Genomic DNA, 13,613 nt, shown 5'->3' on the forward strand with positions numbered 1-13,613 from the left:
CGATCTGGAAGTATGCCCAGCTGGTGGGGCCGGCGCGTTACGGCGCGCTGACCAACCCCGGCGCCAAGGGCGAGAAGGAGCAGTATGCGGACATTTAGGGCAGGAGCCCTTGTTTCCGTTGCGTTTTGGGCTGCGCTCGCGGTTGCGGGCGTAGCCACCCCGGCTGCCGCCCAGGTGAGCGGTGTGTTGCCGTCGCTGCCGGCTGCGCCAGAGACGGCCGCCGATGCGGCGCTCGCCATGGCCAACCAGCTCGACGGGGCAGGGGGCGGCATTTCGAGCGCCGACCTGATCGCCGCACTCGAGGATGCGGCGCTGGCCGGCCAGCCGATGGCGTTGTTCCAGCTCGGGCTGATGTACGAGAGCGGCGAAGGCGTCGACAAGGACCCGGTCAAGGCCTTCGGCTATTTCAGCCAGATCGCCGACGAGCATGCCGACACGGCGCCGAAGGGCGTCGAGGCCGATATCGTGGCCCAGTCATTCCTCAAGATCGGCGAGTATTACCGCCACGGCCTGCCGGAAGCCGGCATTCCGAAGAACGAAGCCTATTCCAACAAGCTGGTCATGCATGCGGCGTCGTATTTCGGCGATGCCGACGCGCAGTACAAGGTCGGCGAGCTCTATCTCGATGATGCCGAACTCGGCGACAATCCGCTGCAGAGCGCCCGCTGGCTCAATCTTGCGGCCCGCAAGGGCCATGCCGGGGCACAGGCGAAGCTCGGGAGCATGCTCTTCAACGGCCAGGGCATCGATGCCGACCCGATCGAGGGGCTGATGTGGCTCACGGTCGCTTCGCGCCGCGCTGCCGGCACGACCGATGATGGCTGGATCCACGACCTGCTCACCAACGCGATGTCGGTCGCGACGCCCGAGCAGCGCAAGCAGGCCGTCGAACTCGCCGACTCGCTCGGCACCCGCTTCGGCGGGCTGTGAGCTTCACCTCCGTCCGTAGCTGACAGCCGCGTTCAGCCGAAGTTCAGCCGCAAGGTGGCAACCATCCGGGCAGTTAGCCCGTTGGTGTCCATCATGCGCTTGCCGATCATTCTCGCTCTCATCGTCGTCATCACGCTGCCCAAGGATGTCCGTGGGTTTGTCGATGACATATCCGCCCAAGCCCGCGTGGCGACGGCCTCGATCAGCCATTTCCTCGATCGCAACAAGGATGACGGCACCGTCAAGATTGCCGAGGCGAGCGTCAGCAATGTGCTGAGGACCAAGCACGACACCACCAAGAACTCGGTCGGCAATATCCGCTAGTTCGCTGACCAAGCTTCCTCCCCTCGGGGGCAGGTCATGCTCCGGTGGCTCCCAGGGGCCTTGGAGGGCACAATTGTACGCGACGCAGCGAAAGAGCGCCGAGTAGTTCCACTCACCTCAGAACGCGAAGTAGCCCACCACCGGCACATGGTCGCTGGGTTTGTCCTTGCCGCGCTCGGCCGCATGCACCACCGCATCCTCCAGCCGATCGGCAGCCTGCGGCGATAGCAGCAGGTGGTCGATGCGGATGCCGTCCTTGCGCTCCCAGCCGAACGTGCGGAAATCCCAGAAGGTCAGGGATGGCTCGTCGGTGATGGCGCGTACGGCATCGGTGAGCCCGAGGTTCAGCAAAGCCCGCCACCGCTCGGCGCTTTCAGGGCGGAACGCGGCGTCACCCACCCACTTCTCGGGCACGGTGGCGTCGACGTTGGCCGGGATGATGTTGAAATCGCCAAGCAGGATGAATGGCTCCTCGAGGGCCAGGCGGGATTCGACGAAGGTGTGCAGCCGATCCATCCAGCTGAGCTTGTAGGTAAACTTGTCGGTGCCGACAGGATTGCCGTTCGGCAGGTAGATGCAGCAGACTCGGACCACCCCGCCTTCGACCGAGAATACCCCCTCGATCAGCCGCGACTGCTCGTCGCCGTCATCGCCGGGCAGGCCGCGCGTCACTTCGTCGAAGCGATGCTTGGAGAGGATGGCGACGCCGTTCCAGCTCTTTTGCCCGAACGTCTCGACATTGTAGCCCATCGCCTCGATCTCCATGCGAGGGAAGGCCTCGTCTACCGATTTGATCTCCTGGAGGCAGACGATATCGGGCGATTCTTCTTCAAGCCACTTGAGAAGAGCGCCTTGCCGAGCCTTGACGCCGTTGATGTTCCAGGTGGCAATGCGCATGAGTAGGCTCCCGTTCGACACGGGAGGTTAGAGCAATTCGCCGTTTCGTTGAAACACCGAATTGCTCCAGTCCGTTTGGTCGCGCTTGCCGACTGGAAAAGTCCGCAACGGTTCCTCGAAATGCGACGCCGGCTCACAGCGCCGCGTAGACCGCGTCGCGGATGTCCTCGCGGAACGGGCCGTTGCAGCCCTCGGGGGCGGTGTTGGTACAGACAAGAATCGTCAGCTTGTTGGTGCGATCGATAATCCAGTTGTGACCCCATGCGCCGCCCCAATCGAGCGTGCCGACCGGGCAGGGGCTGCGCGCCGCCTTGGGGTCGTCGATGATGGCGCCGAGCAGGGTGAAGCGCTTGCCGGCATCGGTGTCGCGTCGCGGCAGGCTGCCGATCTGGTTGTGGAAGGCTTCATCGACGGTGTCGGGTTTCAGGTGCGTGCCGCTGTTGTAGACCTCGAGCATCTTCATGACGTCGTCCGCCGTACCGCACGAGCCGCCGCCGCCGGATTGCGGAGCATCGGCGCGGAAGATGCGATCGACCTGCCAGCCGGTGCCCTGCGAGTCTTCCTGGGTGATGCGGGCAGGTGGCGTCACCGGCGCCGCCGGCGGATTGCCGTTGGCATAGTTGGCGGCGACACGGGTGGCATCGGTCGGAGTGAAACGCCAGTCGACCATGCCGAGGGGGCCCGCGGCGTATTTCACCACGGCGGCCTCGAGGGTCGAGCCGTTGATCGCCGCGATCACCCCGCCCAGCACGTCGATACTGGTGCCATAGCCCCAGGCGGTGCCGGGCGCGAAGGCCAGCTTTGCCTTGGCCAGCCGGCGCAGGTTCTCCTCGAGCGAGATGTAGGGGCCGGACATACCGGGCGCGACATCGGCGGGTGTCGTGTCGTAGGTGAGGCCGGAGGTGTGGGCGAACAGTTGCCGCAAGGTGATCGGCCGCACCACCCCGTCGGGACTCGCCGGGGTGAAATAGGGCAGGTACTTGTCGACCGGATCATCGAGCCCAAGCAGGCCGGCTTCCATCATCTTGAGCGCTGCCGTCGCGACAATCGGCTTGGTCACCGAGGCGAGGCGGAAGATGGCGTTGCGCTCGAGCTTCCGGTTGGCCTCGCGATCGGCGAGGCCGGCGGTGCGGGCGTAAACTTCCTTGCCGTCCTGGTTGACCAGTACGACGCAACCGACAATGCGGCTCACCAGCGCGGCGTCGATCGCCGCGTCGATATTCTTCTCAACGCTCATGGAATCCTCCCCGACTTAGTATGGACGCTAACGGTTCCTCGGCAAGGAGCGCAAGCCACCGGAAGGCTCAAACGACCAATGGATCAGGCGGAGGGATGACCGTAGACGGCATGCAGCACGTCGTCGCGGTACCGGCCGTCCGATCCCTCGAGCCCGGTATTGCTCATCGAGACGACGCTGAGGCCGGCTGCCGGATCGATGAACCAGTTGTGCCCGTAGATGCCGCCCCAGCGCACCATGCCGCGCGGAGCGGGGACACCGGCAGTCGCGGGGTCGTCGAGCCAGGCGCCCAACAGGCAGAATTGCCAGCCGGGCGCGACGGCCTGGCTTAGTTGAGGCGTCTGGTTGGCGAGAGCCAGCCTCGCCGTCTCGGGCTTGAGGATCGATCCTCCGGTACGCAGCGCCTCCAGCAATTGCATGAAGTCGGGCCCGCTGCCGGCCGCCCCGCCACCGCCGGATTGAAAGGCCGCGGCATCGAAAATGCGCTCGGGGTCGTAGGTCGTGGTGCTGCCCCAGGGGTTCGGGATGGTGTGAATCGGGCCCATCAACTCCGCGCCTTTGGGGCCGTCTGCATAGGCGGCCGCCAAACGCGATGGGTCGCGCACGGTGAAGCCGGTGTCGATCATGCCCAGCGGGCCGGTCACATAGTGCCGGATCGCGTCCTCGAGCCGTCCGGCGACCAACCCTGCTGCGATGTGGCCGAGAACGTCGATGGACGGGCCGTAAGTCCACCCGGCGCCGGGTGCAAACAGCAGGGGTAGCGCGCCGACGCGGGCGATGATGTCGTCGTCACCGAGTCGCCAGCGGTTCACGCCCGCTGCCGTTTCGGCCGCGGTGCGGATCGAAGCATTGGAGAGGCCGGAGGTGTGGGTGAGCAGGTGCCGGATGGTGATGGTCGGCTCGGTCCCATCGGCGAGGCGCGGACGAAAGTCGGGCAGGTAGTCGGTGACCGCCGCGTCGAGACCGAGCTTTCCGTCCTCGATCAGCGCCAGGATGGTCGCCGCTACGATCGGCTTGGTAAGGGAGGAGAGACGAAAGATCGTGTCGAGCGCCATCGGACGGCGGTTCTCGCGGTCGGCGAGGCCATGTGCAGCCTCGTAGACGAGTTCACCGTGCCGACGGATGATGATGGCCGAACCGACGATGCGCCCTTCTTCGATGGCGCGTGTTGCTGCTGCATCGAGCCGCCCGGACAAGTTCATGCTCTGCCTCCCCAGTTGGGGGCGGACGCTAGCGACGCTGGGTTAGCGAGGCAAGGCTGGCAATGGCGACGGGATCAGGCGACGGCGAAGCTGGTGCCGCAGCCGCAGCCGGCGACGGCGTTGGGGTTCCTGATCTGGAAGCTCTGGCCGATCAGGTCATCGACATAGTCGATTTCGGCGCCACCCATGAACTCGAGGCTGAGGGAATCGATCAGCACCGTGGCGCTGTCCTTGGCCAGCACCAGGTCGTCATTGGCGGGCGTCTCCTTGACCAGCTTGTACTCGTACTGGAAACCCGAACAGCCACCTCCGGCCACCACGATGCGCAGCACCGTGCCTTCGCCCTGTTTGGCGAGGATGCGGCCGATCTTCTTGGCGGCGCGGTCTGTCAAAATGACATTGTTCGGTGCTAGAGCAGCTTCAGTCATCACGTACCTTTCGGCCGCCCGCCATGGGGCAGCGCTGGAAACCAAATCTAATATCGTTAGACGACGATGAAAAGGGTCTTGGCTGCATAATGGGTGAACGCGCCGCCTATGCTTCCGATCCGGCGCAAAGCCGTGGGCGGTTGTTTGCGCCGGGTGCGAGCCCGACGCGCTCGGAGTTTCAGAGGGATCGCGACCGGATCGTCCACTCCGCGGCGTTCCGCCGGCTGCAGCACAAGACCCAGGTGTTTCTGCACCACGAAGGTCAGCACTATCGCACCCGGCTGACCCATACGCTGGAGGTGAGCCAGATGGCGCGCTCCATCGCCCGGGCGTTGGGGCTCGATGAGGACCTGGCCGAGGCGGTGGCGCTGGCGCACGATCTCGGCCACACCCCGTTCGGCCATGCCGGCGAGCGCGTGCTGCATGACAAGATGGCCGACTGGGGCGGGTTCGACCACAACATGCAGGCGATCCGCGTCGTCACCCGGCTGGAGAGCCGCTATGCCGAGCATGACGGGCTGAACCTCAGCTGGGAAGCGCTCGAGGGCATCCTCAAGCATAATGGACCGCTGACCGATCGGCAGGGCCGCGCGCTGCGCGCCGACAAGCCGCTGCCGCCCGGGCTCGATGAGATTCCTGCCAGTGCGGACCTGATGGCCTGGAGCCATGCCAGCCTCGAGGCCCAATCTGCCGCCATCGCCGACGACATCGCCTACAACTCGCACGATATCGACGACGCCTTGCGAGCCGGGTTGATCCGATTGCCGGACCTCGTCGATGTGCCGCTGGTCGGCCCACTGGTGCGCGAGGTGCTGCAGCGCTGGCCCGACATCGAGCGGAGCCGGCAGGCGCATGAGGTGCAGCGCCGGTTGATCACCCTGCAGATCGAAGACGTAATCGCCGAGAGCACGCGCGCAATCGCCGAGGTGAACCCGAAATCGGCCGACGATGTCCGCAATGCCGGGCGCACGCTGATCCGGTTCTCGCGGCCGGTGCATGATGCCGAGCAGGGGCTGAAGCGCTTCCTGTTCGAACGGGTGTATCGCAGCGAGCAGGTAATGGGGCCGGTGCGGCAGAGCCAGACGGTGGTGGGCATGCTGTTCGACCATTACCTCGTCACCGGCGCGATGCCGGGCCGCTGGGGCGAGGCCGCCCGGCACGCGCCGGATCGCGCCGCCCGCGCCCGCATTGTCGCCGACTTCATCGCCGGGATGACCGACCCCTATGCGCTGGAGCTGCATGCCCGGCTGTTTGACGGTGCGAGCCAGTTGCGGTAGGGGCAGCGCAGCCCGCCAGGTACGCCGGGTCATTCCCGCGAGAGCGGGAGCCTTCGTTTCCAGTGTTGCCGAGCCCCCGCAAACAGAGTTTCCCGCTTATGGGGGAATGTCCCTGTGGGTAAGCCGACCCCCGCCGATCATGGCACCCAAGAGACCAACATGAACGTCTTCGCGTTGTTTGCCGCCCGTGTCGCCGACGCCCTTACCGGGCTCTATCCCTCGATCACCGAGGAAGCTCTGTCGCGCATCGTGGTCGAGCCGCCGCGAGATGCAGCGCATGGGGACCTTTCGACCAACGCCGCGATGGTAGTGGCCAAGCCGCTCGGCAAGAATCCGCGCGAGGTGGCGACGGCGCTGGCCGAGCACTTCAAGGCCGACACGGACGTGACCTCGGTCGAGGTGGCTGGCCCCGGCTTCATCAATTTCCGGCTTGCTACTCCGGTGTGGCACGAGGTGCTGAAGTCGGTCGCTGCGCAAGGCGCCGCGTTCGGCAAATCGGATATCGGCAAGGGCGAGCGGGTGAACGTCGAGTATGTCTCGGCCAACCCGACCGGCCCGATGCATGTCGGCCATACGCGTGGCGCCGTGTTCGGCGACGCGCTGGCGTCGCTGATGGCCTATTCGGGCTATGAGGTGACGCGCGAGTATTACATCAACGATGCCGGCAGCCAGATCGACACGCTGGCGAAATCCACCATGCTGCGCTACCGCGAAGCGCTGGGCGAAACCATCGAGATCCCTTCGGGCTTCTACCCGGGCGACTATCTGATCCCGGTGGGGCAGGCGCTCAAAGCCGAATTCGGGGAGGCGCTGCTGCAGAAGCCCGAGGCCGATGCGCTGGCGATCGTCAAGGATCGGGTCCTTGCGGCAATGATGGATCTGATCCGGGCTGACCTGGCCCAGCTCAACATCCATCACGATGTGTTCTTTTCGGAACGGCAGCTGCACGGGCAGGGGGGCGACATCGACACCACCCTCGACTGGCTGCGCTCGGAAGACATGATCTACCAGGGCCGGCTCGAGCCGCCCAAGGGCAAGACGCCCGAGGACTGGGAGGATCGCGAGCAGACGCTGTTCCGCGCCACCAACTATGGCGACGATGTCGATCGGCCGCTGGTCAAGTCGAATGGCGCCTATACCTATTTCGCCGCCGATATCGCCTACCATCGCAACAAGTATTTGAGGGGCTTCAAGCACATGGTCAATGTGCTGGGGGCCGACCATTCCGGCTATGTGTCGCGGCTGAAGGCGGCGGTGAAGGCCGTGTCGCATGGCGAGGCCGATATCGACGTGCGCATCTGCCAGCTGGTGCGGCTGATGAAGAACGGCGAGCCGTTCAAGATGTCGAAGCGCTCGGGCGACCTGGTGCTGCTGTCCGACGTGGTCGAAGAGGTCGGCTCCGACGCCACCCGGTTCATGCTGCTGTACCGGCGGAACGATGCGGCGATGGATTTCGATTTCGCCGTGGTCAAGGAACAGACCCGCGACAATCCGGTGTTCTACGTGCAGTACGCGCACGCACGGACCTATTCGGTATTCCGCAAGGTCGCCGAGGAGATACCTGACCTCGACATATCGGTCGAAGCGCTCGCCAAGGCAGATATTTCTCTCCTCGCTTCAGACGCTGATCTCGAACTGATCAAGGCTCTGGCGCAGTGGCCGCGCATCGTTGCTTCGGCCGCAAGTGCCCACGAGCCGCACCGCGTGGCGTTCTACCTCTATGAACTTGCGGCCGCGTTCCACGGCTTCTGGGCGAGGGGTAACCAGGATGTTGCCTTACGCTTTGTTAACGCCGATGATTCAATGCTGACTTCGGCCCGACTCGCCCTTGTCGGTGCCGTGCGTCAAGTGCTCGTCAACGGCTTGACCCTGCTTGGTGTTAGTGCCCCGGAAGAACTTTCATAATTCCGGCGCATTGGTTGCTAGAGTCGCCGGGTTGCTCGGCGGGGGTCAAGGCGAGCACCGGGACCACTAGTTTAGGGGGCGCTGCTTTCAATGACAGCGAGACCGCAGCAGATGCCTGATGGCCAGGATAAATCCGACGACCTGATCGCCGAACTCGCCAAACTCATGGCGAACAACGCGCAGGGCGCCGAGCCGGAGGCCAAGCCTGCGCCTAAGCTCGTCACACTTGCCGAAGCGCCGAAGCCGGAAGGGCAGGGCCCCGCAATGGTCCGCATTCCCGGCATGGATGCGCCGGTTGCCGCGTCGCAAACTCCGGCTCCTGCCGTGAATGCGCCGATGCCGCCGCCGGCCGATCGTCCGGCGCCGACGCCGGGGGTGTTGCGCATTCCGGGCATGGACCAGCCGGTGGCAACCGGCCCGGCACCTGCGGTGTCGTCGCCCGTGCCTGCCGCGCCGTCACCGGCGCCGATGGCATCGAGCCCGGCCCAAAAGCCTGCTGCCTCGTTCGATTTCGGCACGCTGCCGGCGTCGACCGGCTTCAAACCGGAACCGATGGCCAACTGGCAGGATCGCGAGATTCCCAAGCCTGTGCCGATGCGGCCGGCTGCCGTGGAGGCGTCAGCGCCGGTGGCGCGTCCCGTACCGGACGCGCCTGTTCCGGTGCGGCCTGCAGTGAACGAACCCTTCAAGCCCGCTGCCGACCCGATGGCGGAACTCGAAGCCGAGCTGACACCCGGCATCAAGGTGGACGCACCGGCCGAGCCGGACGTGAAGGCGCCGCCGCCGCGCGTCGAACCGAACTTCTCGGCGCCGCGTCCGGCTGTCCCGCCGCCGGCCCCGGTTCCTTCGCCTGCGGCTGCGCCGATGGTCGCCGCCGCCAAGGCATCGTCGACCGACGACAGCTTCGATTTCGACTTCGGCTTTGCCTCCGAGCCGCCGGCGCCGATTCCCTCCGCCGAGGCGCGTCCGCAGACCCGGACTGCAGCCCCGACGCCGAGCTCTTCTGCTCCGACGCCAGCCGCTGCTCCGCCGACTCCCGCGATATCCACCGGCGATCCGATCGCCGACCTGATCGCGGCGGAGCTCGATTCGGTCGAAGCTGATATCGTTGAGGACGCCAAGGTCGAGCAGCGACCGGTTCCGGCGCAGCCGGCGGCGCGCAGCTTCCCGCTGCCCGGCGCCATGCCTGTGTCGCGTCCGGCATCCGGCCCGTCGCAGTTCCGCCCGCAGCCGACGCCGCTGGCTGCGGCGCCCGCCACCCCGCAGCCGACTTCGCGTCCCGAGGATCGCTTCGGCGTTGCTCCGGTGTTCGGGCCCACCAGCAAGGTGCAGGCGCCTCGCCCGCAACCGGCCGCCGAACGCGACCCCATGGACGAGATCGAAAGCCTGATCGGCGAAGCCGTGCGGGTCGAGCTCACCAGCGACAAGCCCGCAACGCCGGCCCCCCAGGCTCAGACACCGCAATCGCCCCCGGTGGTTCCGCCACTGACCACAGGCTTTGCTCCGCGGCGCGCCGCGATCAAGGACACCGAACCGCAGGTACCATCGGCCGAGGCCGCCATTCTTGCGGCCGCCGCGGCTAGCGGCGCCGAAGTCGGGCGCATCGACGGCAACATGGCCGCCGAACAGCGCCAGAGCCCATACAAGCGCCCGAAGGCCAAGCCGGAGCGGCGCTCGGGCGGCATGCGCCCGTATGTCGGCATGGCCGTCGCCGGCACGCTGTTGCTGGCCGCCGGCTTCGGCCTCTACTGGGTGCTGGGCATGGGCCGCGGCACCGATGCCGATGCGCCGGTACTGCAGGCCGATGCGACGCCGGTGAAACAGACGCCGCCGCCGACCACCAGCACCACCAACCAGCAGGGTTCGGTGGTGTTCAACGAGCTCGACGGCAAATCCGCCGCGGCCGCCGCCAACGAGCAGCTGGTTTCGCGTGACGATACGGCCGACACCAGCGTCGCCGACGTGGCCCGCACTGTCGGCGAAGGCGACGATGCGGCGAATGAAAGCGAACTCGCCAACCGCAAGGTACGTACCGTGACGGTGCGCCCTGACGGTACGATCGTTTCCGGCGACGAGGCCGTTGCCGGCAATGAAGAACTGCCCGTCGCTCGTCCGGCGGTTCCGGATCTGCCCGGGGCCGACGTGCAGCCGTCAGAGTTGCTGGCGGCGGTTCCCGATGCGGCGACCGACCCCATTGCTTCGGCCATCGACACCGGCGCCGACGCCGCGGTGGATCCGACGCAGGTCTCGGCGCTTGCCCCGACTGGTCCTGCACCGACCATCGATCCCAGCATCGTGGCGCCGGTTCCAGTCGCCCGTCCGACCGACCGCTCGGTCCTGGGCGGCGGCTCCAACCAGCGGGTTGCAGCGACGCAACCGTCGCAGCCGGTCGAACTGGTCGAGGCTCCAGCGGCCCAGGCGCCGGCCTCCGGCGGCAGCGGTCCCTATGTGCAGCTGAGTTCGCAGCCGACCGAAGGCGATGCGGCATCGTCGCTGCGCTCCACGCAGAACCGGCTGTCGGGGCTGCTGAACGGTCGCAGCCTGGCGGTTCGGCAGGTCAACCTGGGCGCCAAGGGCACCTGGTACCGTGTCGTGCTGCCGGTCGATTCGTTCCAGGAAGCGACGCAAACCTGCGCCAGCCTCAAGGCCAATGGTGTCGATTGCGTGCCGATCGGCGGTTGATCGACACCCGCTGTTGCTTGACCGCAGTCTCGGTTAAGGACCAAGCTCGCACAAGCTGAGCGGGCAGGCGACTATATGAGCGAGACATCCTCCGACTGGTTCGCGGCGCCCGACGCGCCGCGCGACGACGAAGTGATGTATGTCGATGTCGCCGGCTATGAAGGCCCGCTCGACCTGCTGCTCGACCTGGCACGCCGGCAGAAGGTCGATCTCTCCCGCATCTCGGTGCTGGCGCTGGCCGAGCAGTATCTGGGCTTCATCGAGACGGTGCGCGAGAAGCGCATCGAAATCGCCGCTGATTATCTGGTGATGGCGGCCTGGCTCGCCTATCTCAAGAGCCGCCTGATGGTGCCGCAGGCGCCCAGCGACGATGAGCCCTCGGGCGAGATGATGGCGGCGCTGCTGCAGTTCCGGCTGAAGCGGCTCGAAGCCATGCGCAAATCCGCCATGCAACTGATCAACCGGCCGCGGCTCGGCCGGCAGGTGCATGCTCGAGGTCAGCCGGAGCCGGTGCTGGTGGAGCGGCGCAACCTCTGGGAAGCCTCGCTCTATGATCTGCTCAAGGCCTACGCCACCGGGCGCGAGCGCAACGTGCCGCAGGACTATCACCTGTTCGAGCGCAGCGTCTGGTCGCTGCAGGAGGCGCGCGAGATATTGACGCGGCTGATTGGCGACAGCATGGACTGGGTGCCGCTCGACGCCTATCTCGACCAGTATCTGAGCAACCCCGAGCAGCGGAAAACGGCGACGGCCTCGAGCTTCGCTTCGAGCCTTGAACTGGCCCGCCAGGGGCAAATAGAACTGCGCCAGACCCTGACCTTCGGCCCGCTGTTCATGCGCCGCAAGGCCGAAGGAAAGAAGGCCGAATGACCGAAGACGACCAGTTCGACGAGCATGGCGAAATCGCCGAGCGGAACCTCAGGGTGCTCGAAGCGATCCTGTTCGCGTCGGCTGAACCGCTGTCGCCGGCCGATATCGCGCCCTATCTGGGGGAGGGCGCCGATGTGCCGGTGCTGCTCGAGCGGCTGGCGCAGCGTTACACGGGACACGGCGTGCAACTGGTCCGGCGCGGCGATAAATGGGCGTTCCGCACCGCCGACGACCTGTCATTCCTCTTGCGCCGCGAGGAGACGGAGAGCCGACAACTCTCCCGTGCGGCGCTCGAAACCCTCGCCATCATCGCCTACCACCAGCCGGCGACGCGTGCCGAGGTGGAGGAGGTGCGCGGCGTCGCCAGCGGCGGCGGCACGTTCGACGTGCTGATGCAGACCGGCTGGGTGCGGATGCGTGGGCGCCGACGGACGCCGGGGCGGCCGGTGACCTATGGCACCACCGAGGCCTTCCTCGATCATTTTGGCCTCGAAAGCCTAGCCGACTTGCCGGGGCTGGAGGAACTGAAAGGCTCGGGGCTGCTGTCGAGCCGACTGCCGCCGGCGTTCCAGGTGCCGCTGCCGTTCGATGGCCCGCTGCGCGACGACGAGGATCCGCTGGAGCCGGACGACCAGGGCGAGAGCGACCCGATCCAATGACCGACACGATGGAACTCGAGGGCTGGGGGCCGCGTGGCACCGCCGGCGTTGCGTTCGCCGCTGCGCTGCGGTTTGACGCCGTGGATGTGACGCTCGGCGGCCGCCCGGTGCTGAGGAACTTCTCGCTGGCGCTGGTGCCGGGTGAGGTCGTCTGCCTTCTCGGTGAGAGTGGCTCGGGCAAATCGACCATTCTCAGGGTTGCCGCCGGCATCCAGCGGATCGATGGCGGCACGGTCAAGATCAACGATCAGATCGTTTCCGGCCCGGGTGTCCATGCCAAGCCGGATCGGCGCGGCATCGGGCTGATGTTCCAGGATTTCGCGCTGTTTCCGCACCTGACGCTGTTGCAGAACGTCACCTTCGGGTTACGCAAACTGGGGCGGACGGCGGCGCTGGCGCAGGCGCGGCAGGCGCTGAAGCGGGTGGGACTCGACGACCGCGAAGCGGACTATCCACATCGGCTTTCGGGTGGCCAGCAACAGCGGCTGGCGCTGGCGCGCTCGATCGCGCCGCGACCGGGCATCCTGATGCTCGACGAGCCCTTCTCGAGCCTCGACGCACGGCTGCGCGAGACGGTGCGCAACGAGACCCTGGCCGTGCTGCGCGAGACGCATGCGACGACGATCATCGTGACGCACGACCCCGAGGAGGCGATGTTGCTGGGCGATCGCATCGCGTTGCTGCGTCACGGCCGGCTGGCGCAGATCGATACCGCATCGGAAATCTACAACCGGCCGATCGACCTCAACGCTGCCCGCTTCTTTTCGCCGCTGAGCGAAATCGAAGCGCGGGTGCAGGGGGGCAGGGTGGAGACCCCGCTCGGGCCGGTCCCGGCCCAGAAGCATGCCGATGGGACAGTTGTCACGGTGGCGATCCGTCCGATCGGCTCGCTCGATGTGGCGACGGAAGGGCCCGGAATCCCGGGCCGTGTGCTGGCCAAGCGCGATGCCATCGGCGTTGACCTGTGCGAGGTCAGCGTTACCGGGCTGGACCGGCCGATCCAGATCCGTCGCCGCGCCGATCGTAACCTTGTTGTTGGATCGGACGTATTCCTGACCCTCAACCCGGAACACGTCCTTGTGTTCGCCAAGGATTGAACCTATTTCTCTGCGCTAGTGTAAGCGTAGAGCATTCTTTCGGAGACCATCCATATGCACGCGCCAGGGATTTGGGGCATCATCGTCGTCGCCATCGTGGTGATC

Annotated in this window: 12 protein-coding genes; 8 read left to right on the forward strand and 4 right to left on the reverse strand. The window is 66.3% G+C overall.

What is annotated here, in order from left to right:
* The first annotated feature begins 183 nt into the window (after positions 1-183).
* Both VGV07_RS19235 and VGV07_RS19240 read left to right on the forward strand, forming a co-directional pair.
* On the forward strand, positions 184-930 hold the full coding sequence (locus VGV07_RS19235; protein ID WP_326870343.1) for a tetratricopeptide repeat protein: 747 nt from the start codon (positions 184-186) through the stop codon (positions 928-930).
* A gap of 93 nt (positions 931-1,023) precedes the next feature.
* Positions 1,024-1,254: a hypothetical protein gene (locus tag VGV07_RS19240; protein WP_326870344.1), complete on the forward strand. Its 231-nt coding sequence runs from the start codon at positions 1,024-1,026 to the stop codon at positions 1,252-1,254.
* A 117-nt stretch (positions 1,255-1,371) separates the two neighbouring features.
* Here VGV07_RS19240 and xth read toward each other — a convergent pair whose 3' ends face one another.
* From xth to VGV07_RS19260, 4 genes are all read right to left on the reverse strand, one after another.
* A complete protein-coding gene (xth, locus tag VGV07_RS19245) occupies positions 1,372-2,151 on the reverse strand; it encodes an exodeoxyribonuclease III (protein ID WP_326870345.1) in 780 nt (259 codons plus the stop codon).
* Positions 2,152-2,284: 133 nt separating this feature from the next.
* Positions 2,285-3,388, reverse strand: coding sequence for a serine hydrolase domain-containing protein (locus tag VGV07_RS19250; protein WP_326870346.1), 1,104 nt, complete (start codon positions 3,386-3,388; stop codon positions 2,285-2,287).
* A gap of 83 nt (positions 3,389-3,471) precedes the next feature.
* Entirely contained in the window at positions 3,472-4,590 is a 1,119-nt protein-coding gene (locus tag VGV07_RS19255; RefSeq protein ID WP_326870347.1) for a serine hydrolase domain-containing protein, read from the reverse strand.
* Between the two features lie 74 nt (positions 4,591-4,664).
* Positions 4,665-5,018 (reverse strand): iron-sulfur cluster assembly accessory protein, encoded by a 354-nt coding sequence (locus VGV07_RS19260; RefSeq protein WP_326870348.1) that lies wholly within the window; start codon positions 5,016-5,018, stop codon positions 4,665-4,667.
* Positions 5,019-5,041: 23 nt separating this feature from the next.
* Here VGV07_RS19260 and VGV07_RS19265 point away from each other — a divergent pair, with 23 nt between their 5' ends.
* The 6 genes from VGV07_RS19265 (at position 5,042) to VGV07_RS19290 (ending at position 13,508) form a co-directional block, all read left to right on the forward strand.
* Positions 5,042-6,295, forward strand: coding sequence for a deoxyguanosinetriphosphate triphosphohydrolase (locus tag VGV07_RS19265; protein ID WP_326870349.1), 1,254 nt, complete (start codon positions 5,042-5,044; stop codon positions 6,293-6,295).
* Positions 6,296-6,454: 159 nt separating this feature from the next.
* A complete protein-coding gene (argS, locus tag VGV07_RS19270; protein ID WP_326870350.1) occupies positions 6,455-8,200 on the forward strand; it encodes an arginine--tRNA ligase in 1,746 nt (581 codons plus the stop codon).
* A gap of 90 nt (positions 8,201-8,290) precedes the next feature.
* Entirely contained in the window at positions 8,291-10,882 is a 2,592-nt protein-coding gene (locus VGV07_RS19275; RefSeq protein WP_326870351.1) for an SPOR domain-containing protein, read from the forward strand.
* Positions 10,883-10,957: 75 nt separating this feature from the next.
* The gene (locus VGV07_RS19280; protein WP_326870352.1) at positions 10,958-11,752 is read left to right on the forward strand and encodes a ScpA family protein; all 795 of its coding nucleotides are present in this window, start codon (positions 10,958-10,960) and stop codon (positions 11,750-11,752) included.
* On the forward strand, positions 11,749-12,411 hold the full coding sequence (gene scpB / locus VGV07_RS19285) for an SMC-Scp complex subunit ScpB (protein WP_326870353.1): 663 nt from the start codon (positions 11,749-11,751) through the stop codon (positions 12,409-12,411). Before VGV07_RS19280 ends, scpB begins: the two co-directional genes overlap by 4 nt.
* The gene (locus VGV07_RS19290) at positions 12,408-13,508 is read left to right on the forward strand and encodes an ABC transporter ATP-binding protein (RefSeq protein ID WP_326870354.1); all 1,101 of its coding nucleotides are present in this window, start codon (positions 12,408-12,410) and stop codon (positions 13,506-13,508) included. The genes scpB and VGV07_RS19290 overlap by 4 nt, the downstream gene beginning before the upstream one ends.
* Positions 13,509-13,613 lie beyond the last annotated feature (105 nt).

The organism is Devosia sp. (genome assembly GCF_035944845.1).
Lineage (GTDB): Bacteria > Pseudomonadota > Alphaproteobacteria > Rhizobiales > Devosiaceae > Devosia_A.